Origin of the sequence: Bradyrhizobium sp. Leo170 (assembly GCF_004296405.1) — a bacterium.
GTDB lineage: Bacteria > Pseudomonadota > Alphaproteobacteria > Rhizobiales > Xanthobacteraceae > Bradyrhizobium.
Map to the genome: position 1 here is coordinate 47621 of NZ_PSRR01000009.1, position 20587 is coordinate 68207.

20 protein-coding genes are annotated in these 20587 nt (G+C 57.2%); 5 read left to right on the forward strand and 15 right to left on the reverse strand.

The annotated features are described in order from the left end of the window. Nucleotides 1-311 precede the first annotated feature (311 nt). The 11 genes from CWO89_RS03400 to CWO89_RS03460 all read right to left on the reverse strand — a co-directional run bounded on the left by CWO89_RS03400 (nucleotide 312) and on the right by CWO89_RS03460 (nucleotide 10183). On the reverse strand, nucleotides 312-710 hold the full coding sequence (locus CWO89_RS03400; protein ID WP_165420973.1) for a filamentous hemagglutinin family protein: 399 nt from the start codon (nucleotides 708-710) through the stop codon (nucleotides 312-314). A 52-nt stretch (nucleotides 711-762) separates the two neighbouring features. Beyond that, the gene (locus CWO89_RS03405; protein WP_130577260.1) at nucleotides 763-1176 is read right to left on the reverse strand and encodes a GFA family protein; all 414 of its coding nucleotides are present in this window, start codon (nucleotides 1174-1176) and stop codon (nucleotides 763-765) included. 104 nt (nucleotides 1177-1280) lie between these two features. Next, nucleotides 1281-1745 (reverse strand): SRPBCC family protein, encoded by a 465-nt coding sequence (locus CWO89_RS03410; protein ID WP_130577261.1) that lies wholly within the window; start codon nucleotides 1743-1745, stop codon nucleotides 1281-1283. Continuing rightward, complete coding sequence (locus CWO89_RS03415) at nucleotides 1742-2071, reverse strand: ArsR/SmtB family transcription factor (protein WP_130577262.1); 330 nt, start codon at nucleotides 2069-2071, stop codon at nucleotides 1742-1744. The genes CWO89_RS03410 and CWO89_RS03415 overlap by 4 nt, the downstream gene beginning before the upstream one ends. Before the next feature lie 320 nt (nucleotides 2072-2391). Beyond that, entirely contained in the window at nucleotides 2392-3873 is a 1482-nt protein-coding gene (locus CWO89_RS03425; protein WP_130577263.1) for an aldehyde dehydrogenase, read from the reverse strand. A gap of 389 nt (nucleotides 3874-4262) precedes the next feature. Continuing rightward, on the reverse strand, nucleotides 4263-5363 hold the full coding sequence (locus CWO89_RS03435) for a sigma-70 family RNA polymerase sigma factor (RefSeq protein ID WP_245475685.1): 1101 nt from the start codon (nucleotides 5361-5363) through the stop codon (nucleotides 4263-4265). 80 nt (nucleotides 5364-5443) lie between these two features. Continuing rightward, complete coding sequence (locus CWO89_RS03440) at nucleotides 5444-6193, reverse strand: SDR family NAD(P)-dependent oxidoreductase (protein WP_130577264.1); 750 nt, start codon at nucleotides 6191-6193, stop codon at nucleotides 5444-5446. Nucleotides 6194-6410: 217 nt separating this feature from the next. Beyond that, nucleotides 6411-7337 carry an SDR family oxidoreductase gene (locus tag CWO89_RS03445; protein WP_245475687.1) on the reverse strand — a complete coding sequence of 309 codons (927 nt, stop codon included), beginning with the start codon at nucleotides 7335-7337 and terminating at the stop codon, nucleotides 6411-6413. Between the two features lie 23 nt (nucleotides 7338-7360). Beyond that, entirely contained in the window at nucleotides 7361-8152 is a 792-nt protein-coding gene (locus CWO89_RS03450) for an SDR family NAD(P)-dependent oxidoreductase (RefSeq protein ID WP_130577265.1), read from the reverse strand. Between the two features lie 269 nt (nucleotides 8153-8421). Further along, a complete protein-coding gene (locus CWO89_RS03455) occupies nucleotides 8422-8841 on the reverse strand; it encodes a YciI family protein (RefSeq protein WP_130577266.1) in 420 nt (139 codons plus the stop codon). Nucleotides 8842-9175: 334 nt separating this feature from the next. Next, nucleotides 9176-10183: a zinc-dependent alcohol dehydrogenase family protein gene (locus tag CWO89_RS03460; protein WP_130577267.1), complete on the reverse strand. Its 1008-nt coding sequence runs from the start codon at nucleotides 10181-10183 to the stop codon at nucleotides 9176-9178. A gap of 110 nt (nucleotides 10184-10293) precedes the next feature. On the opposite strand from CWO89_RS03460, the gene CWO89_RS03465 reads away from it, so the two are divergent. Together CWO89_RS03465 and CWO89_RS03470 are read left to right on the forward strand one after the other, a co-directional pair. Then, nucleotides 10294-11181, forward strand: coding sequence for a LysR family transcriptional regulator (locus tag CWO89_RS03465; protein ID WP_165420974.1), 888 nt, complete (start codon nucleotides 10294-10296; stop codon nucleotides 11179-11181). A gap of 222 nt (nucleotides 11182-11403) precedes the next feature. Continuing rightward, nucleotides 11404-12336, forward strand: coding sequence for a LysR family transcriptional regulator (locus CWO89_RS03470; protein ID WP_130577269.1), 933 nt, complete (start codon nucleotides 11404-11406; stop codon nucleotides 12334-12336). 188 nt (nucleotides 12337-12524) lie between these two features. Here the strand turns inward: CWO89_RS03470 and CWO89_RS03475 are convergent, their stop codons facing one another. Both CWO89_RS03475 and CWO89_RS03480 read right to left on the reverse strand, forming a co-directional pair. Next, on the reverse strand, nucleotides 12525-13400 hold the full coding sequence (locus CWO89_RS03475) for an MBL fold metallo-hydrolase (protein ID WP_130577270.1): 876 nt from the start codon (nucleotides 13398-13400) through the stop codon (nucleotides 12525-12527). Between the two features lie 236 nt (nucleotides 13401-13636). After that, on the reverse strand, nucleotides 13637-14449 hold the full coding sequence (locus tag CWO89_RS03480) for a helix-turn-helix transcriptional regulator (RefSeq protein ID WP_130577271.1): 813 nt from the start codon (nucleotides 14447-14449) through the stop codon (nucleotides 13637-13639). Between the two features lie 116 nt (nucleotides 14450-14565). On the opposite strand from CWO89_RS03480, the gene CWO89_RS03485 reads away from it, so the two are divergent. Continuing rightward, entirely contained in the window at nucleotides 14566-15456 is an 891-nt protein-coding gene (locus CWO89_RS03485) for an NAD(P)H-binding protein (protein WP_130577272.1), read from the forward strand. Nucleotides 15457-15506: 50 nt separating this feature from the next. Here the strand turns inward: CWO89_RS03485 and CWO89_RS03490 are convergent, their stop codons facing one another. After that, the gene (locus CWO89_RS03490; RefSeq protein WP_130577273.1) at nucleotides 15507-16307 is read right to left on the reverse strand and encodes an NAD(P)H-dependent oxidoreductase; all 801 of its coding nucleotides are present in this window, start codon (nucleotides 16305-16307) and stop codon (nucleotides 15507-15509) included. 101 nt (nucleotides 16308-16408) lie between these two features. Between CWO89_RS03490 and CWO89_RS03495 the strand changes: the two genes are divergently transcribed. Continuing rightward, the gene (locus CWO89_RS03495; protein ID WP_130577274.1) at nucleotides 16409-17377 is read left to right on the forward strand and encodes a LysR family transcriptional regulator; all 969 of its coding nucleotides are present in this window, start codon (nucleotides 16409-16411) and stop codon (nucleotides 17375-17377) included. A gap of 398 nt (nucleotides 17378-17775) precedes the next feature. On the opposite strand, the gene CWO89_RS03500 is transcribed toward CWO89_RS03495, so the two are convergent. Continuing rightward, nucleotides 17776-18765, reverse strand: a complete 990-nt coding sequence (locus CWO89_RS03500) for a zinc-dependent alcohol dehydrogenase family protein (protein ID WP_130577275.1) — start codon at nucleotides 18763-18765, stop codon at nucleotides 17776-17778. A 102-nt stretch (nucleotides 18766-18867) separates the two neighbouring features. Here CWO89_RS03500 and CWO89_RS03505 point away from each other — a divergent pair, with 102 nt between their 5' ends. Further along, entirely contained in the window at nucleotides 18868-19767 is a 900-nt protein-coding gene (locus tag CWO89_RS03505; protein WP_130577278.1) for a LysR family transcriptional regulator, read from the forward strand. The last annotated feature ends 820 nt before the right edge of the window (nucleotides 19768-20587 follow it).

Consider the following 20587-nt stretch of genomic DNA (forward strand, 5'->3'; position numbering starts at 1 on the left):
CTATTCTTACGCGCGTAATGATCATGGCCCGCAAAGGCGGGCCATGAGTCGGCGATCCAACAAACCAACTGTCCGGCACGCGACCTGCAATAACACGGATACTTAGCCTCGCGTTTGCATCGTCGACGAGCTGCGCCCTTCGTCCAGCCGTCGGCAGCGCAAGTACGCGGTCAAATTCGATGACGTCCGCATCCTCCTCCGGGCGGGTGGACCCGCATAATCATGCACCAAGCCTGCTGATCCTGGGGCGGGATGGCCGTTAGTGCAGTGAGGGTCGATATAAGCAGGATAGTCGCCAACATCCCACAGGGCTATGCGGAGGTCAGAAATTTCTCCATCAGCAATGAGATGACGTCGGCGGCAGGCACGTCGGGCCGCGTCTTGCCGATGCCGCTGCCCGCAGCACCTCCCGACAACTTGGTCGTGAAGGTGCCGGTCGAGGGGTCGTAGGTGACCTCCGGCTGCGTTGAGATCAATGCGGTCTTCGCGCCCTTGCCGGCGTCGATGTCGCCTTCCGACCAGATCAGGATATCGCCGCCACCGAAGGTCTTGATGCGGTTCTGGTTCACCTCCACCGATCCGGTGCTGAAGCTGTTGATGGCGCCGCCCCACAGCGTGATGATACCGAGCAGGCCGGGCGTCTTGGGGAATCCGCCAGTGATGTCCGGTGTAACGAAGGACAGGCCGGCATCGATCTTTCCGCCGGGCACCAGCAGGTCGATGCTCCCGCCGTCGCTCGTTTTGATCTGGCTACCCCATGTGTCACGCTGGGGGCATTTTTTCGAACTTCGGAAGAGCTGAGTCGAGGTGGTCCCAAGCATAACCAGCTGCCGTCCATGTGACCTGTTGTGGCCTATACCGGCTAGGATCATCAAGACTCCCAGCGCGCACAACTAGGTAATTCGGCATGTCGCGAAACGTCGCGTAGACCGGTGACCCGCAAGTAGGGCAGAAGGCGCGTATTTTGACGGTGCCATTATCACCGACCAACTCCCAATGCGTCGCCTCTCCTTGGATGCTCGTCGCTGAACGCGGAAAGATCAGGTGGGACAAGTGCCCCGTGCCGCTTTCACGCTGGCATTGACGACACTGGCAATCGGTCATCATCACGGGTTCGGCGGACATTTTGTAACGAATCGCGCCGCAGGCGCATCCACCGGTATAGGGCTCGTTCATGTCTTCTCACCTTCATAGAATCGCCGCTGGCGCAAAAAGATCTGAGGGTATCAAACTTTCGCTCACCCGATATGGGCGGGCGGAGACGATTGCCTTCGTTGCACTCAAGCCTGCTCGTTGGCAGTACTACCGATGTTCTTGAGAACGTTTTTCCAGCCTTCGCTCATGTTCTTGTAAGCCGTATCGTTCCTTGGCAGGACGAAGCCGGAATGGACAAGCCGAAGGCGCGTTCCGTTCTCGACCTTCGAAAGCGTCCATGTGACCACTGTATTCAATAGTGAGCCGTATCCGACGTTCTCCTCGTGTCCTCCCTTCCAAGCATAGGCGAGGCGTTCGTTGCGCTTCACCTCCAGTACCTGACAGTGAATGGTACCGTCCCAGGCGCCGGCCGGCTTTGTCTGGAACGTAAAATGCTTGCCCTCTACCGGCTCGAATCCCGTGGGCGCCATTATCCAGCGGCTCATCAGCTCGCCGTTTGTCAGTGTCTTCCAGATTGTCTCAGGCGCATGTGGGAAAATCTGGTCAACCACAATCTCCTGCGTGTCGGGTTTCAATTCGGCGCCAGTCATGGATCAATCTCCTTCAGGAGGGTACGAAGATTGGCGAACCGATTGCGCCAGAAGACGCCGTAATGGCTTATCCAATCGAAAAGTGGGGCGAGGCCCTCAGGTTGGGCGCGATAATAGACCTTTCGACCCTCGGGTCGTTCGGCGACCAGACCAGCATGCTTCAAAGCTTTCAGATGTTGGGAGACGGCGCCTTGCGTTACCCCGCTCTCCCGCGTGAGTTCGACTACGCTAATCTCACCGGTGCTGATCACCCGCTCGAACACGGCGCGCCGGGTTGGATCTGCAAGGGCGCGCATCACGATATCGATGGGGGTGGCTACATGCATAAAGAACTCATTAGCGATGACTAATTCATTAGTCAATACTAATTAATTGGACACCGATTGCCTTCGGCAGCGATCGCTTGCACGCGTTCGGGAAGCGCCTCTGCCCGTTGACGCATCGAGATATCGATCATTTTGCCATTGATGGCGAAGGAGGCGCCCTCTGGGTGAATGCCGGCAGAATCCACAAAACCAGAGTCCGCCGACCGCCTCTGGCTAGGTGCAGTGTCAACTACTCGGCCGGCGATCGCAGTCCAACCAGAAGGCTTTGGTCCCAGCCTTCGCATCGGCCTGCCGCCGACCCAAATGTAGTCACGTTCCGCTCACCGCATGACGAAGGGATTGGACGGAACGTCCTGTGCGGTGGAGATCCAGACGCTCTTGGTCTCCAGATATTCACGAACCGCATCGATGCCGCTCTCGCGGCCGACACCCGAACGCTTCATACCGCCGAACGGCATCATGTAGCTGATGGCGCGATAGGTGTTCACCCAGACGGTGCCAGCGCGCAATTGCTTCGGCACGCGCACTGCGCGCGCCAGGTCGCGGGTCCATATGCCAGCTGCAAGGCCGTAGATGGTATCGTTGGCGATGCGGATGGCATCGTCCTCGGTATCGAATCCGATGATTGCGAGGACCGGTCCGAAAACCTCCTCGCGTGCGATACGCATGCTGTTGTCGACATCGGTGAAGATAGTTGGCTCGACAAATTGACCGCCGATGATGCCATCACCGGAGGCCGGCTTTCCGCCGAACAGACAGCATGCGCCCTCGCTCTTCGCGACCTCTATGTAATCGAGGACTTTCTTGTACTGCGCAGGCGTGGTGATTGGGCCGATGTTCGTGTCCGACTTCATAGGATCGCCGATCTTGGCGGATCGAGCCAATTCCAAGAGGCGCGCGACAAACGGTTCCTTGATCGAGTTCTGCACCAAGAGGCGCGAGCCGGCGATGCAGGTCTGGCCCGTCGCCGCGAAGATGCCGGAGATTGCGCCGGCTGCGGCAGCACTCAGATCGGCGTCTTCGAAGACGATATTGGGGGACTTCCCGCCAAGTTCGAGCGACACGCGTTTCAGACTGCGCGCAGCCGTCTCATAGACTTTTGCGCCTGTCGCGTCCGAGCCGGTAAACGTGATCTTGGCGACGCCTGGATGCGCGATCAATTCGCTGCCGATCTCAGGCCCGAAACCCGTGACCACGTTGAAGATGCCATCGGGTATGCCGGCCTCCTTCGTCAGCGCAGCGAATTCCAGTGTGCTCGCAGAGGTGAATTCTGATGGCTTGACGATGACGGCGCAACCGGCGGCGAGCGCGGCGGCACATTTCCAGGCAACGAATAGCAGCGGCGAGTTCCAGGCCGTAAGTGCCGCGACGACGCCGACGGGCTCATGCGTCGTGTAGGCAAAGGTCTCAGGCTTGTCGATCGGAACAAGGCCGCCCTCGAGCTTGTCGACGAGCCCGCCGAAATACCACCACCATTCCGGATGATAGCGAAGCTGCCCCAGCATCTCGGCCATTAGCTTGCCATTGTCACGCACCTCGATTTCGGCGAGGCGCTCCGCATTCACGGCGACGAGGTCGCCCAGCTTTCGCATGGCCTTGCCGCGCGCGGACGCTGTCATCTTAGACCACGGCCCGCGCCACATCGCCTCGTTGGCGGCCTTCACGGCCTTATCCGCATCCGCCTTAGACCCGCGCGGAATCTTCGCCCAAGGTTCGCCACTATAAGGGTCGATCGACTCGAACCACTCTCCGTTGGCAGGATCGACGTATTGGCCATTGATATAGAGCTGGTAAGTCTTCACGATTTCCTCCTGTCTCAAACAGGTCTACAACGCAGACAACAGCGAGCTCGGATAGTGCACCTTGAATTTCCTACGATCGCATTTGCTTGCGACTGAGCAGTGGTTGATATGATCATGCTCAGAACCATTCTACGACCTCGATTTCGCCTCGCTCAAGAGGAGCGTCCCAAATCGGGCGAGTAGTTCGAGCAACCTCGGATCCGATTCGGTGGCCGGCAACGTGATATCCTCGTCTTGCGAACGAAGTCGGCGAAGTCCTCAGCGTATCACTGCGCCAGAACCGGTGCGAACCCTTGGAACGGTTCTTCCAATACAAGTCGCGTGCCGAGCATCAGCGCTCAAGCGCCACCTTCTTGCTCTGACCGCCCGAGGCTGATCCCGTTGGCCGCCTAATACGAGTTCTGGTCTCGATTCGGAAAATCATCGGTTACGATGGGGATGATGTGAGGAAGATCGAAGACCGAAAACAAACTTTGCGCTAGGGGCTTTGCGAAGAGCGTCAATGTGGAAATGGCGCCGTTCTCGACCGTAAGAACATGGATGGAATGTGCGGTCCAAGGCGTTTCGCTGCTGGCACGAGAGTATGCTGCGAACGCGGGCTGATTGTTAGCGGCCGTTGGAACTAGGCGAAAGCTCTCGTAAGCTCTCCATGCCCATTCGAAGAAATTACCGATAGCCGTCCGACCGGCGTACCACTGTGCTTTCGGCGGCATCGTGTAAGTCGCGTCCTCTTTAAGCAGAGCCACAAGACCGTCGACGTCGAGCCGCTCCCAGGCGTTCAAGTAACGACTTAGAAGTTCCTGCTCAAACGGATTGGGCGAGCGCGACGCTGCTGGGCGACCATCGGGGTAGCGCTTGGAAAGCGTCTCGCGCGCCCGCTGCAAGATACTGTTGATCGAAGCTGCTGAGCCGCCAAGGAGAGTAGCAGCCTCGTTCGCAGACCAACCCAGCACGTCACACAACAGAAGCGCAGCTCGCTGACGGGGAGGCAAGCCCTGTATTACGGCAACGAAGGCGAGTTGGACAGATTCCCGTGATAGATATCGCGCCTCCGGATTCGCCGACTCGTCAATGCCCTCAAGAAACGAGTTCGGATACGGTTCTAGCCACGGCACGTCGGTAACCGACGTACCGTCCGGCATGCGCGTGCCCGCCGTAGGCAGCAAATCGTTAGGGAGCAGGCGCGGAGCATTCTTTCGAGCGGCGAGAGTATTCAAGCACACGTTCGTTGCAATTTGATACAGCCACGCCCGGAAAGATCCTCGCCCCTCAAATCGATCGAAGCTGCGCCAAGCCCGCAAGAATGTATCTTGAACCGCATCCTCGGCTTCGTGAACGGACCCAAGCATCCGATAGCAATGCAATTTAAGCTCTCGGCGAAAGGGCTCAATGCGCCGTCCAAACGCATCGTCGGGGCGATTCAACTCTCTCTTTGAGTTTGGTGCTTCAGTTGCTGTCATGGCAGCTGGATATTTGCATTCGGACAACATCCTTCAAGTCCTGACAGCCAGAATACACTTGTCGAAGACTGTGCCTGCGCAATGAAAGCTAGTATCGAGCGCCAGTCGGGTCATTGAGGCACTGCTTCGAGCCCCCGGCCTGACACGATGAACGTATTTCCCTCGATTGGCCCAGTATTTGCGGCCAACTCAATAAATGCGGTCGCCACCTGCGATGATGTCGGCGGAGAGGCCATACTCCGCACGAAGTCCGCGGACGATATGCCGAGATATCGAGAATAACCAGCGATCGCATGCCTCCCTAAGTCCGTATCCGGCATGATGCGCGGTGCTAACGATATGAACCGCAACTCAAGCCCGAGACGGTCCGATTCCTTCTGTGCATAGTTTGCGATAAACATCTGCGTTCGCTTGGCGCCAGCGTATCCTCCCGAGTTTGGGGATCCTGCGAGAGCAGCGCCGCTCGACACCAGAATGATCTTGGTCCCTAAGGGCAACGGGCGCAATATTGCTGCTTTGCAGAAGTTAAAAGCTATCCGGACGTCAGCCTCCCAATTTCTCCCGAACTCCTGCCAGCTCTGCTCATGGAGTGGGGCGGCGGGCGGGAAAGCCCCGGCACAAATGGCAAGGACGCTCGGCTGGCGGACGTCGAATATTTTGCGGGGCGCATCCTCGTCCGTTGCGTCGAGCGACATGATCTGGACGTCAGACAGTTCTTGTTGCAACTGCTTAAGGGGCTCCTCCTGCCGAGCGACAGCAAGCACGCGCGCGCCGTTGCTGTGACCTGCCTCCACGATACGGCGCCCCACGCCTCGGCTGCCTCCGATCACCACGATGTCCTTGCCCGTCAATGCAAGCATGCTACTCTCCTAGCGTTGGGCGTTTATGTCTGCCTGACGATAAATAAGACCGGCTCGACGACCGAAATTCATCGGTGAGGTCATCTTTTTTCGCAGGTGGGCTTACTGAGTGGTACGCATCTCCAAGCCACCACGCCCTTGGGAGCCTTCCAAACGGCTCGCAGAAGAACTTCGGCTCAGGCGCGCTTTAGATTAACCGCAGGCGGCCACGCATACGTCAGGTGTAAGATAGACGCGTTGGCTTGGAGTCATTAACTCCCGCGGGCACGAGTTTTCTGGAAGCCTTCCAGAGCTGTCCGTTAATAAAATTCGGCGCGAGTCGGCGCATGAATGCGAGCTGCTTCGACTGCCCCGGCCGGATCTCGGGAACGCCTGCTTTGAATCCCTCGAATGATTGTTTCACTAGCTGTTCGGTTGTGATCATGGTGATGCCATCGTTTTCGCGAAGGTCAGCCGTCATCTCAGTCTTGACCGCCGGAGGCATGAGTTCGATGACCTCCACACCAGTCTCCTCCAACTGGAAGCGAAGCGATTGGGTGTACGAGTGGATCGCCGCCTTGGTCGCGCAATATATCGGCAAGCATGGCAAGGGCACGAACGCCAAGGCAGAAGACACGTTGATGAGCGTACCTTTGTTAGCCTTTAGCATGTCGATGAAGGCGGAAGTCATTCTGATCACGCCCCCCGCGTTGACGTTTAGCTCCACCGTCAAACCAGCAAGATCGGCTACTGTGCCCTTGAGGTTCTTATAAAGGCTAATACCGGCGTTGTTCATTAGCACGTCAAGCTGCGGGAAATCCTCCTTCACGCGTGCAGCAAGTGCAGCAATCTGAGTTGGATCGGCGACATCGCTCTGGATCGTTTGTATTTTCGGATACTGTAGCTTCACTTGGTCGAGCACGGCCTTGCGCCGACCCGTCACGATAACCTGGTTCCCGAGCCCGACGAACTTAAGCGCGAACGCAAGACCAATGCCGGCAGAACCTCCGGTGATGAGGATTGTGCGACCGGTGAGTTTCATGGATTCCTCTAAGTAAACTGTGCCCCGCTCGGAGGGACGCCGACAAATCGCAGTCGAGAACAGATCAACCGCCTTCTGCCGTCCGCCGACCACCCGGATCGAGCGGTCGAACGGCACGATCACGCTGGCAGATTCGAAGCATGACGCTAGTCGTCGAGGGCTCCCAGGCTCATGTTGACGATAGTACCAGTCGTCGCGCTCGCCTGATCGGAGGCGATAAAAGCAGCCACGTTTGCCATCTCAGCAAGGGTCGTCAGCCGACGCGTGTGGGTTCTGCTTGCGATCAGATCGTGGAACTGGTCCCAGGAAATTCCCCATGCTTTGGCATGAAGACCGTAGACTTCTCTGATCGTGCCAGAGTCCGGCATGCCGAGCGGTCGAAGACCAACCACTCGAACGCCATCGCGCGCAAGTTCGGCAGAAAGGTTCCGGGTGAGCGCTTCTACGGCGGCCATGGCCGGACCGACCCCGCCCATCATCGGAATGCCGGTTCGCGAGGGGGTTGACGTGACCGTCATGATCACACCTGATTTTCTTTCGACCATCCTGCGAGCGGCCTGACGCGCGGTCAAAAGGTACGATTCCGTGTAAGTCACGATTGGCCGCAAGAACTGGTCCAACGCGAGATCGACCAGAGACACCCCCTGCAAATTGGTATTCGGGATCCCGACGGCATTGAAAGAGATGTCAATACGACCGGCCTCGTCAACTACCGACTGGAGATGACGGCTGATCGCCCCCTCGTCGAGAGCATCAACTTCTGCCGTTTGGACCGCGGCGCCATCAAAAGCGATTTCTTTTGCGACGGCTTCAACCGAGGCTCGATTGCGGCCGGTGAGAAATAGCTTGGCTCCTTCGCGTGCAAAAGCGCGCGCGACAGCGCCCCCAACCGCGCCTCCAGCCCCGTAGATCACTGCAACCTTGTCCTTCAGCATCATCTCTGTCTTCCTGCTTGTTCTCTTGTTCGCCCGGTGATCCCGAGCGACCTCGTGCGTAAGACCGGAGTGGCGGGCAAAACTCATCGGTGCCGCACGATTATTTTGTGATCCGCTTCGTTGGCGAAGGGGCGATGGCGACCTAACAATCGCGAGCGCGGTCTCTCAAGCGGCAGCATCCCCGGTCTGCTTGCCGCCGCCAAGGAACATTCGAAACCTTGATGTTCTCGGTTCTGGTGAAACTTGCTCCGCTCGGAGGCGCGGCGCCTCTCTTATGGCCTTTGAAGGCCGGCAAGCGGCCGAATCTCGCAGGCGGTCATACCAACCGCGTCTTGAAAGGAGGCCTCCACAAAAGCCAGCGCTCTATCGAGGTTGGGTGCTTCAATAATCTTAAGACTCAACAGATCCTGCTTTCTCGCAATCAATGGCCCGTCAATAATTGCAGACACCGGCCCGCCTCGAACAACGACAGCCGTCGTCGTCGGAAGGAGTTGGACGTCCAGTCGGGTCTCTGAGCGCACCTCATCAGGACCATTCGGATCAACGTCGGCAATCGAATCGTCTCGTCGGTCGAACTTGGCAATCATTTCTTCGGAGCCATAATATAAGAGAGCGTATTGCATCGGCTTAGTTACTTTGTCCCATGATTTCGGGAGACGCCATACAGACTGATGGAAAAGGGGCGAAAGCATCGGTCGCATCCATCCAACAGCAGAGCCCGCCGCGGCCTAGCGGTACGCCTTGTGAGCTGCGCCTCGCTACTCTTCGCTGCTGACCTCAGAGCCTCCATCGCGAACGGCGGAACTACAGCAAAGCTCGCGCCGGTGACCGAGGTCGTGTACGTACCCGTTTACGACTCAATTTGCGGTTTTGATCTAGGATTTCCGCGGACAAGGACGCCTACCTCCTAGTGATAAGACCGGGGTAGCGAGCAAAATTCATCGGTGATCGAAAGTATTTTTGACGCCATATGACCATTGACAGCGGGGCATATGGCTCCGCCCTGCCAGATTTGGTGGGCGGCGCTCAAAAGGTAAGGACGATTTTTCCGAAGTGTTCACCTGAATGCAGGCGTTCGAGCGCGGGGCCAACATCGTTCCAGTCGAACGTGCTGTCGAGGACGGGCCGCCTCGAACTCGCGGCCATGGCGTTCAGCAGGCTTTCAAGCGACGAACGAGAACCAACAGGAATGCCCTGGACGGTAGCTTGCTTTCGGAAGATATCGAGCGGATTGATACTGCCCTGGGCCCCTCCCAGATATCCAATCACGCTAATTCGCCCCCCGGAACGGACTGCCTTGAGCGATTGGGCAAAGCTGCTAGGTCCGCCAGTTTCGAGAATATGGTCGGCCCCCTGCCCCGCCGTCAACTCAAGGACCTCGTCCGACCAGGCTGGCGTTCCGCGGTAGTTAACTCCCGCCAAAGCACCTAGAGCCTTTGCTCGCTCCAATTTTTTGTCGCTGCTCGACAAAACGATCACCTTCGCACCGACGATCAACCCCAGTTGAAGGCCGAATAGTGCGACCCCTCCCGTCCCTTGAACGACAACTACATCTCCCGGCCGGATCTGGCCGAACGAAACGAGCGCCTGCCAAGCGGTGGAGCCGGCACATGGAAAGGCGGCAGCCTCGCCGTCCGATAACGCGTCGGGGATCTTCACCAATCGCTGCTCGTCCAGTGTGACTTGTTCTTGCAGCAAGCCATCTCCGGGACCGCCCAAAGACTTCCCCGCCTTCGCGATATCGAAGCCGCCGTCGTTCCATTCACCCCAGAAAGCCGAGCAGACACGATCTCCCGGCTTGAAGCGCGCGACGTCCTGACCGGCCTCGACGACCTCTCCGACGCCGTCCGAGATCGGTATCAATGGCAAGTTGTAAGCTGTTGCAAACGTCCCGGAGACGATTTCCAGATCACGATAGTTCAAACTGACGGCGCGCATCCGCAACCGGACCTCGCGTCGGAGAGGCGCGCGATATTCGCGCTCGACTGGAGCCAACCCCTGGAAGCCGTGACGTTGGATGGTGATCGCCTTCATTGATCGCTCCCGGTTCTGCCTGCGCACAAAGCGTAGCCGGCGACTACATTGACCGTAGCCCTTCTGTATGCAAATGCATAATCTGTACGATGATAATGCCGAGAATTTATATGCTCGACGAAATGAGAGCTTTTGTTCTTCTGGCGGACACGGGATCGGTTAAGCGATCCGCCGAACGCCTTCGGCTCACCCAACCGGCCGTAACGCGGCAGATACAGCGGCTCGAGCATTTGCTCCGGACGGATCTTCTGGATCGACGCGTAAAGCCTCCAGCGCTAACTGCCTCAGGGCTAGTGGTTCTAAATCGCGCTCGCGCCGTGCTCGCTTCGATTGACGACCTCAAGCAAACCGTGGCCGCGGACGCCGATCCTTCCGGTCCCTTTCGAATCGGGGTGTCACATTCGCTTGCTGATGCTGGTCTGGCCGAAATGATGCACCAACTGCGCCTTCGTTATCCGAGGCTCGAGCTGTCATTGGCCAGCGGGTGGACCCCGGAGCTTGTTGATCAGGTCGAAGACGGCCGTCCCGACGCGGCTATTTTGGTGTTCGCCGGCAACGACCCGGATCTTCTGACTCCCCTTGGACACGTCGTCGGTAATGAGGAGATCGTGATCGTCGCTCCAAAAGATCTCCCATTGCCGAGACATTCGAATCTGAAGCAACTTTCTCAATATCCGTGGGTTCTGCTCCCCGACAAATCATGCGGCGCGCGACGCGCGCTGCATGATTTGATCGAGCGCGATGGAGGTCAGTTTCGCCTGGCGGCCGAAGTCTACGACGTCGAACTTCAGGTATCGCTGATCCACGAGGGAGCAGGTATCGGCATTCTGCCGCGAGGCAAAATCACCGCAGAATTCAAAGATAAGGTGAAGATTGTTCGCGCCCAAGGCGTAAACCTTGGAATGATTGTATCGATCGCGCACTCGCCGTTCGTTTCGAACAAGGGCGCCTGCGTTGATTTCCTTAGATCTCAGTGCGCTCGGCAATACGGCTCCTAGATTGCCCTGCGCTCTTGCAAGCCCAGGCCTACCAAGCATACTTACCGCGACATCTATCTTTCCGATGTTAACAAACGCTCCACTTGCTTCGAAACTAGTGAACGCCGCAGCCCCACGACGAGTCGATTTCGGCAAGATAGCCAAGTTTAATTGGCCGCAAGCACAGTGCGGCGGGGGTGGCCCAAGAGCAGCTAGAACAGAGTCTTCACAGCGGAAATATCCATGCAGGAAACCACAATCAATCATGCCCGCCTTGCTGAAGTTGACTTAAATCTTTTGGTCGCACTGGATGCTATCAGCTCTTCCGGTGGTGTTACGAAAGCGGCAAGCAAGCTCCGCATAAACCAGTCATCCCTCAGCCATCAGCTCGGCCGGTTGCGCGAACTTTTCGGTGACGAGCTTTTCGTCCGAAACGGCGCAGGCATGTCTCCGACGCCCCGTGGTGCCACAATCGTAAAGACGGCATCAGAGATACTGCGCCATATCGATCGAGACCTGCTCAATGCGATCGCCTTCTCTCCTGCCGAGACTAACCGGGTATTCAAGCTTGGCATTCCCGACTATCTGGAAAGTGTGCTTGTCCCGCCCTTGGCAAGATTTTGCTTAGAGGCGGCGCCTCATGCGCGGTTGGAACTTCATTCGCTCGAGCATCAAAAGGCAACGGACATGTTGGATAGAGGTGAAATTGATGTCGCCGTCGGAAATGTTTCGGAAGGGGGTCTTGTGCACAAACGCAAGGTCTTGTTCGACGATAATTATGTTTGCCTACACAGCTTGGCCCTCCTGGAAAAAGTCCCGTCAATTACCTTTGAAACCTACTTCGAGCTTCCACACGTAGCGGTCGATTTGAAGGAAAAAGCTTGCAGACTGGTCGACGATACGCTCGAACAGAAGAAACTGAGCCGCAAGATCGTAGTATCCACTCCGCACGCTCACGCTCTTCCAGCGCTACTCGAATCTCTTGCGGCAATAGCGACGGTTCCACGGCTATTCGGGAGAAGTGCAGCCAAAGCGCACGGTCTCGCAGTGAGCCCGCTGCCCTTTCCTGTAGCGCCTTTTCAGATTTCCGTGGTGTGGCATGCCTCCAGCCATGTGGATCCAGGCATGATCTGGTTCCGAGGGGCAATTGCTGACGTCGCGCGATCTCTGCCGTAAATCCTATTCCGACCAAAGCGCGGCCCCAGCCTGCATCAAGCATCCGGGACGGCGCGCACGATCTCGACGACGGCTAGTCCCTCGAGAGGCCTCCGGTGCCCGCCCACATTCGAACTCCAACGCTAAGCATCGAGGACGGAATCCCGCGGAGGAGCCAGAAGATGCGCCGGCACCGGAGCGCGGCTCAGTTAGATCAAGATCGGGCACCACGGCTCATCGAAGATGGCGTAGGAATCGCCCGACGCTCGCACACGGGCAAAGCCGGGAAAATTCAGGTGCATGCCAGCGATAAGAGGATTCTCGGCCGCCGCCATAGCCAATACTGCACGGCGCGTCGTCGAAGCGGCGGCGGAATCCACATCGAAAGCTATCGTTACTGCCGGCCTTTGAACCTGTATGTTCGGGTAATGAACAATGTCACCCCAAATGAGAAGGCTCTCCGCCCCTGAACTTATTCTGTAACCACTGTGTCCCGGCGTGTGGCCAGGTAGATGGACGAGATCGATACCGGGCGCGACGTCACCCGTGGTGACGGTCCGCAGCCGATTTCCGTAAGCGGCAAAGACGCTTCTGGCGAGATGAAAAAATGGCTGCGCAGCCTCTGGCGCACGGCTCAAATTGCCATCGTCACTCCAAAATTTATATTCTTCCTCGTGGAGGACGAGCTCTGCATTGGGAAATTGGACGGCCGACGGCGATGCGCCAACCAAGCCTCCGACGTGATCCGGATGCGCGTGTGTGAGAAGCACATGGTCGATCTGACGCGGATCAATGTTGGCAGCAGCTAGCGCAACCTGGAGCCCACCCCAACCGTTGATACCGCCGGCCCCTCCGTCTATGAGGATCGTCCTGCCGCGGCCTTCGATGATGTAAGCCGAGACCGTCATTGCCGATGAGCGCGGGCGCCCTGCCGCCAGTATCATTTCTTCAGCTTCGGCCGGCTTGATCCCGGTCAGCAGTTCGAACGGCACATCAATGATGCCATCCACAACCGCGGTTACGGTGTAATCGCCAATTTGTCTTCTGTTCAGGCCGGGCGCCTGGACTTGCGCGAATTTTGTCAAGGAACTTCCTCACGAGAGCTTGGGAGCTGGTGTCGAGGAGTTAGTGACAGTTGAGGCGCCCAAACTCAAATCGGCACAGTCAATTCAGAAAATTGAATTGCTACATATCGGCTCCGATCCCGCAAATATATCGATCTGTCTACAAGGCCCGGGAACGACTTCCCCGTCGATCACGGCCGATCAAATTGAATTGGAGGCTCGCGGGCCGGACAATCGGGCGCGGAGCAAAGTCGGAACTATCGATTGATAGCAGTTCGACGTAGGTCCCCTGGACTACAACCAAGCTCTCGACGCATCCATCGCGCCATATGTGACTGGTGGGCAAAGCCGACCTCCAACGCGACCTCGCTTGGGCCCAACTCTCCCTGCAGCAGAAGGAAACGCGCTCGTTCCACCCTCCTCCGCAATACGTAGCGATGAACCGTCAATCCCATGGCGACCTTGAACCATGTTCGCAGATGCGAATTACTGACGCCCGCCTCCCGGCTCAATATTTCGAGCGTAAGAGGCTGATCCAGTTTCTCATCGATATAGGTCAACACTCGCTTGAGCTGAATTGGCGAGAGACGAGCCAGCGGATCGAGCGGCTCGTCACGCAGCCCAAGCAATTGAATTGCTAGCGCGATCCCGATGCTCTCGGCATATAGGAGATCGCTTGCTGATTTCACTGAAAGATCGTGCTCGATAGATCGAGCCAGATTAAAGATCCGATCGTGACGAAGCATATGGCGTTTTTCAAACCCGTTTGCGGTTGTAATTCGCCCGATCTCGGCCCTTACACGGTCCAGCACCACCGGAGCGAGACGGATTTCAAGGGACTGGTAAGCCGCTTCTGCGTCGAAGCCTCCGGTGTCGCCAGAGGGAATGAGATCGATGTCGCCGATTTCCCGCAAAGCGGCAGATCCAGTCTCACGACAAAAAGTGCGGGTGGCACGGCTTAGGTGTACGACAATCCTGTGGGCATCAATCGGGGGGAGTACGCAGGCGCCTGGTTCAACAAGCCTTAACGTGGTCTCGAGGGGCAGCGCCGAACCGATCTGAAAATGCATTTGGCAATCTCGAACTTTGGCGGAACGTACTCAAGATTTGGCCAATTGTGCTCGACTTTCAACTGCTCGAAATCCAAAAAACGCTAGTCCTTCGAACAGCAGATGAAGATCGGCACATGAGTTACTATGTCGTGGTGGGAGCAGGCCCAGTCGGACGCGAAACGGCTCGCCTTCTGGCAGAAGAGGGGCATAGCGTAACCCTGACGAGCAGAAATCCTGGCTTGATCGAGGCGCAAGCGGTACGCACCATTTCGGCAGATGCGACCAACGCCGTTCAGTTGGCTGAGATCAGCAAGGGCGCTGAAGCGATCTTCATGTGCGCCATGGCGGCCTATGACAGGTGGCCGACTGACTTCTTTCCAATCATGGACGGCACGGTCAAGGCCGCTGAGGAGACTGGCGCCAAGATCGTCGTACTCGGCAACCTATATGGATACGGCGAAAGTGCCACAAGTCCACTTTCGCCATTGGCGCCGCTCAATCCGAGCAGCAGAAAAGGCGCAGTCAGGGCCATCATGTGGGAGCGCGCGGCCAGATCGAGCGTTCCCGCGATCGAAGTCCGTGCAAGCGATTACCTAGGCGACGGAGCTATTACCTATTTTTCGCTACTCGCCCTTCCCTCCCTTCTGAAGAAGGAGACGGTTTCATTTCCAGGTAATCTGGATGCTGTCCACGCTTGGTCATTCACCAAAGACACCGCAAAGGCGCTTGTGTCCGCGGCGCACTATACAGGAGAGTGGAATCGTGCGTTTCACGTCCCAAGCCAGCATGTGCCAATCCGCGAACTCACCGAAAAATTCGCAGCAGCTCTCGAGTTTGAGACGCCTAAATTGAGCGAGCTCACAACGGAGGAATTGGAGGACATCGGTTTCCACGAAGGCGTGGAGATGCGCTACTTGTTTGATAACCCACTTGTCGTCGACGCAAGCGACACCGAGCAACTTCTCGGCGTCACAGCAAGCAGCCTCGAAATAATGATCCAAGAAACACTGCTGGATCACAAGTGATGGAATTTGTCGGCTAGCCTGATCTTCTTGCGCGCCGTAGAACCCGGTCTTCAAAACCGGGCTGCTTTAGATTTGCTCACGTGCAGCGAGAAGCCGGACGCGCCAGCACCTTCAAGCCCAGGCTTCAGCTTCATGCTGGGGATGAAATAGTCGCCACCATTCTGCTTTCTATAGGCTATCGGCGCAGTTGTTTCGATAGCACGCATCCTGTCCCGGAGCTGCGTCGCGACTGCTTCGAAATCAGCCTGGCTGTAGCGATCAACCCGGTAAGCAACGAAGGGCGGCAGGACTTCATATCCTGGATAAAACAGAACCCCGTGATTGATCGGGAACAACAGATCATCAATTGGACCGTTCACTCCTCGATCCGAGTAGTGCTCCTCCCAACCGCCGGCTGTCACGATCAGCATCGCGCGCTTACCCGCGAGATTTCCTTCTCCGAAGCGGTCGCCCCATCGTTTGTCGCTATGTTCACCGACGCCGTAGGCAAAGCCATTCGCGTAGACTCGATCGACCCAACCCTTAAGGATCGCGGGCATGCCGTACCACCAGAGTGGAAATTGCAGGATCAGCATGTCTGCCCAGACAAGGTTATCGATCTCGCGCTTGACATCCGATGTGAGCGCGTCGCCGTGGAAGGCATCGTTTGATGCCGCGCCCGCAACGAGACGCTTTTCGACCGGCCAGTTCGGAAAGTCTGCACGATCGACTTCAGACTTCCACTCCTGGGCGTAAAGATCAGACACCCGAACTTCGTGACCTTGCCCAATCAGCTCCTGTACTGCAACGTCCCGGAGGGACGCGCTGAGCGACTTCGGTTCAGGATGAGCAAAAACCAGCACCACTTTCATAGATCGAACTCCGAGGCATTAACGGCGAATCTTCGTCCGACAGAGAACACCGGTTTTAGCTATATTTGAACTCGAGTAATTGCTCGGCTACTATTCATGTCATGGATAGCAAGCGGCTTGATCTCAACCTTCTGGTTACCCTCGAAGCGCTTCTAATCGAACAGAACGTGACGAGGGCTGCCGCCAGGCTGCACCTGAGTCAGCCTGCCGTCAGCGCTCAACTTAACCGCCTCAGGAAGGTATTTGACGACCCCTTGCTGATCCCGGCACAGCGCGGGATGACACCGACCGTCAAGGCGCTCGAATTGCTTGAACCGGTACGCCAAGCGCTCGACCAGGTTCGATCCACCGTTTCACGCCACAGAAACTTCGATCCCGCCAGAGCTGAGATGACCATCACGGTCACTTGTACAGACTACTTGCAATATGCTTTGGTCGAGCCGCTGGTACTCGAATTAAGGAAAACGGCGCCCCGGGTGCGGATCGCTATCCGCAACCTTGATCTTCCGCAACTGGAAGCGCAGATGGCGCGGGGCGATGTCGATCTCGCTCTGATGACTCCGACAGACGCGCCCGCCAACCTCCGCACCAGACACCTATTCCATGACCGATACGTACTTATTGGACGGAAAGATCACCCTCGCCTTTCAAACCGACTATCGATCAAGCAGTTCACGGAACTCGAGCACGTAATTGTATCCCTTCGCGGGCGAGACTTTGTTACTCCCGTGGATATCTCGTTAGCAGCCTTGGGACTTCGACGTAACGTCGTACTGTCCGCGGCATCCTTTCTGTTTGTCCCGGACATTGTGGCACGTTCCGATTTCGTTGCTTTGGTCCCGGAACGCTTGGTGTGCGAACGGACCGAGACGTTGCGATTGATTGAAAGTCCGTTTCCTGTCGAGGGATTCTCGGTCGGCATGATCTGGCATGAACGCACCCATGGGCATAGCGGTCACCGCTGGATTCGCGAGGCGATCGTCTCGTTGGCCAACGCGCGGCTTGCCGAGCATGCTACCGCTTCAAATCTCACCCGCAGGCATGATCGACGCACAAAGCCTTCAAAGTAAGCTCGACCACGAGCGGATTGATCGGCAGGAAGTCTAATCATGTCGTTAGATCCGAAAGCATCAATCATATCGTTTGCGAGATCAGCAGCCCTTTTACCCTTCAACGCCGATCTATCCAAATCGCCTGCACTGGACACAATGGCGGATGTGCGCATTGGGCGAAGAAGGCGTTGGAGCGATAGTTCCTTGTATTCCGAATAGGTCCGCACCAGTCTCAAGGGCGCGCTCCGGCGAACGTATCGGCAGGATCGGGAGTGCCGACAAGATCTCATCTGAGCGTCCTACGCGATGCGACAGTTGCTCTCCTGCTTCGATCCACCACCGCTCGCAAATTTGCGATTGGTAATCGAGGTGGTACGAAGTGCCGGTTGGCGCCCCCCAGTCCAATCAGTGCTTGCTCAAACCGTCACGACAACCTTGCCAAATTGGTCGTTTGACTCCAGAAAGCGATGCGCTTCGACGATCTGATCAAACGGAAAGGTCTTGGCGATCACTGGCTTTAGCGAGTCTGAGACGAGGCCGTCTAGGACGAACTTCTTCGCCGCCTCCAATCGAGACTTATTGCCGGTGATCTCATGGACGAGGTAGCCGCGGAGCGTGAGAATCTTGCCCAGCACGGCAGACAATGGAAACGGGGTCGGCTCGGCACTGAGTCCGCCGTACTCGAGGAGGATACCTCCCCGCGACATTGCTGTGGTTAGAGGATTAAATATCGGCCCTCCGACAGCATCGAGAACAACGCGTACCCCTTCGGGGCCAGCAATATCCTTGAGCCTCTGCTCCAGATCCTCTTCTTCTGAAGCAATCACCTCCGATGCGCCCAACTCGAGCAGAGCAGGCTTCTTTCGAGAAGTCCTTGTGATAGCTATAGTATGCGCCCCAACGGTCTTCGCGACCTGGATCGCCGCAATTCCAACACTACTCGAAGCGGCCGTAATGACGAGATAATCTCTCTTGGCCAGCTTGGCCACTTCGATAAGAGCGCCATAGGCGGTTAGGTACTGCATCCACACGGCGGCCGCCGAGGCGAAGCTGAGCGAGGCCGGGTGCTTGACTACGATGTCAGCGGGAAACGTCGCGACCTCGCTGTAAGTGGGCCAGCGAACCATTGAAATTGGCGGGATGATACTAACGGCGTCACCGATCACGAAGCCGTCTACGCCTTCTCCGAGCCGTTCGATGACGCCAGCTGCTTCTAGCCCAAGGCTGGACGGTAATGTTGCCGCTTCAATGTATGCTCCCTTGCGCAAGTTCGCTTCAGCCCGGTTAAGGCCCAGTGCTTTAACGCGAATTTGGACCTCACCCCGACCTGGCGGCTGAACATCGACGTTCTCGATGCGGAGAACTTCAGGACCCCCATGCTCATGGAATCGAATAACCCGTGCCATTCTAGCGTACCCCAAAATTGTTGAGTCAACTGAGACTTGCCAGCAGACCCAGCGCAAATAAATAGGATGCTGGGCAAAACAGTAGAAACTGAGAGTTTCGAAATGGACCGTCTTGCTAGCATGGCCGCGTTCGTAAAAGCCGTTGAGTTAGGAACGTTCGCGGCTGCAGCAGCTGCGCTTGATCTATCTGGGCCGATGGTCGGCAAACACGTCCGATTTCTCGAAGAACGTCTGGGTGTACGCCTCATCAACCGGACTACACGCCGCCAGAGCCTGACCGAATTCGGGCGCGCCTACTATGAACGCTGCCGGACGGTTCTGGCCGAAGCAGAGGCTGCGGACGCATTGGCGGCGGATCAGCTATCCCAACCCTGTGGAAAGCTACGTGTCACTATGCCCGTGCTCTTCGGCCGACGGTGCGTGACTCCAATTCTACTGACGCTTGCGCAGAAATATCCCGCTCTGGAGCTTGACATATCCTTCAGTGACCGCCTCGTCGACCTCGCCGAAGATGGCTATGATCTTGCCATCCGGACCGGCGACTTAGACAACAAAGTCGGAATGATTGCCCGGCGTGTCGCGCGCCAGCGCATGATCGTCTGCGCATCGCCGTCCTATCTTGAGATGAACGGTCCGCCGCAGCAGATCGAGGATCTCGGCAAGCACAATGCCATCATCTATCGTCGGTCAGGCCGCATTCGCCCGTGGATCTTCCCGAGAAAGCACGGAGCCCCGGTGGGGATTACCCCCGTTAACCGGTTGAGACTGGATGACCTCGACGCGATAGCCGATGCAGCGGTCAGCGGTATGGGCCTGGCCTGGCTTCCCTACTGGCTGGTTCGCGAACGCATTCGGGCAGGCACGCTAGTCCCCCTATTGGTGGATCAGCCTTCATTTCCTTATGACTGCCATGCTCTGTGGCTACAAACGCCACACCTACCACTCAAGGTACGTCTCGCAGTGGATGCATTGGCGGCTGCTTTGCCCAAGCGTATGATGTGACATGAACACACGCCTTGAGACACTGACGGAGGCCTCAAACTGATTCAATGTCGAGGGTGGTCAGGTACTACTGTATGTTAACGTTCACGTGCCGCGGCTGCGTCACTGCATAGAGGACGGCATTGGCGACATCTGCGGCTTCGAGTTGCTCTATGTCGCCGAGCCGGCGCTGAGCGCTGTGGCGCACATCCTCGCAATGAGTCCGGCATTCACAGCGCCAAGCTCGATGCTGGTGACGCGGATGAGATCCTCTTCGTATCCATGGATGCCCCAATCGAAGCCTCTATCACGCACTCCGCCCGCTAGTTTGGGAGGGAGTTCGCCAGTGTCGGTCGGACTTTGTGATCTTGGGTGGGCTATCGCAACATCATAACCCCGAAGCATTCGACGGGTTGCCGAGGCTCTGTACATTCAATAGTCGACTATCAGTTCGGTCCGGTAGGAGCGTTGTCGAATAGCAACGGCAGGCCTTTTGGTCGAGGAGTTTGCGATTCCGAACGTGGAGGGCTCCGCGAGCTTTTACGACTCATCCCTCGTCGTGAAGTCGATTCAGCGTCTCCGTCACACTAGCGCGCCGTGTAGAACGGGTTCGTATCGTCGGCCAACGAGACGCCAATCGTCGTTAGTCAGACGCACTGGCTGAAACAAGCGGAAGCGGCCGCGATTGCCAGACCAAGCAACCATTGTTTACGCAACCATCGCTGGACGTCCCGCCAGACCGAGCCGGAAATTGGACGCGCCGGAGGAAGAAGGGCAAAAGAGCCCCTATTTTCCTTGGTCGCGGGGGTCCGCTACATCGCGAAACACCTAAAGGCGCCTA

Bases quoted from the DNA above. Each gene is read 5' to 3' on its own strand.
- CWO89_RS03455 (WP_130577266.1), bottom strand. From the start codon at position 8,841: ATGCTTTCGCCCCTTTTCCATCAGTCTGTATGGCGTCTCCCGAAATCA.
- CWO89_RS03435 (WP_245475685.1), bottom strand. From the start codon at position 5,363: ATGTTGTCCGAATGCAAATATCCAGCTGCCATGACAGCAACTGAAGCA.
- CWO89_RS03450 (WP_130577265.1), bottom strand. From the start codon at position 8,152: ATGATGCTGAAGGACAAGGTTGCAGTGATCTACGGGGCTGGAGGCGCG.
- CWO89_RS03440 (WP_130577264.1), bottom strand. From the start codon at position 6,193: ATGCTTGCATTGACGGGCAAGGACATCGTGGTGATCGGAGGCAGCCGA.
- CWO89_RS03465 (WP_165420974.1), top strand. From the start codon at position 10,294: ATGCTCGACGAAATGAGAGCTTTTGTTCTTCTGGCGGACACGGGATCG.
- CWO89_RS03495 (WP_130577274.1), top strand. From the start codon at position 16,409: ATGGATAGCAAGCGGCTTGATCTCAACCTTCTGGTTACCCTCGAAGCG.
- CWO89_RS03480 (WP_130577271.1), bottom strand. From the start codon at position 14,449: ATGCATTTTCAGATCGGTTCGGCGCTGCCCCTCGAGACCACGTTAAGG.
- CWO89_RS03410 (WP_130577261.1), bottom strand. From the start codon at position 1,745: ATGACTGGCGCCGAATTGAAACCCGACACGCAGGAGATTGTGGTTGAC.
- CWO89_RS03460 (WP_130577267.1), bottom strand. From the start codon at position 10,183: ATGAAGGCGATCACCATCCAACGTCACGGCTTCCAGGGGTTGGCTCCA.
- CWO89_RS03500 (WP_130577275.1), bottom strand. From the start codon at position 18,765: ATGGCACGGGTTATTCGATTCCATGAGCATGGGGGTCCTGAAGTTCTC.
- CWO89_RS03405 (WP_130577260.1), bottom strand. From the start codon at position 1,176: ATGAACGAGCCCTATACCGGTGGATGCGCCTGCGGCGCGATTCGTTAC.
- CWO89_RS03505 (WP_130577278.1), top strand. From the start codon at position 18,868: ATGGACCGTCTTGCTAGCATGGCCGCGTTCGTAAAAGCCGTTGAGTTA.
- CWO89_RS03470 (WP_130577269.1), top strand. From the start codon at position 11,404: ATGCAGGAAACCACAATCAATCATGCCCGCCTTGCTGAAGTTGACTTA.
- CWO89_RS03490 (WP_130577273.1), bottom strand. From the start codon at position 16,307: ATGAAAGTGGTGCTGGTTTTTGCTCATCCTGAACCGAAGTCGCTCAGC.
- CWO89_RS03485 (WP_130577272.1), top strand. From the start codon at position 14,566: ATGAGTTACTATGTCGTGGTGGGAGCAGGCCCAGTCGGACGCGAAACG.
- CWO89_RS03415 (WP_130577262.1), bottom strand. From the start codon at position 2,071: ATGCATGTAGCCACCCCCATCGATATCGTGATGCGCGCCCTTGCAGAT.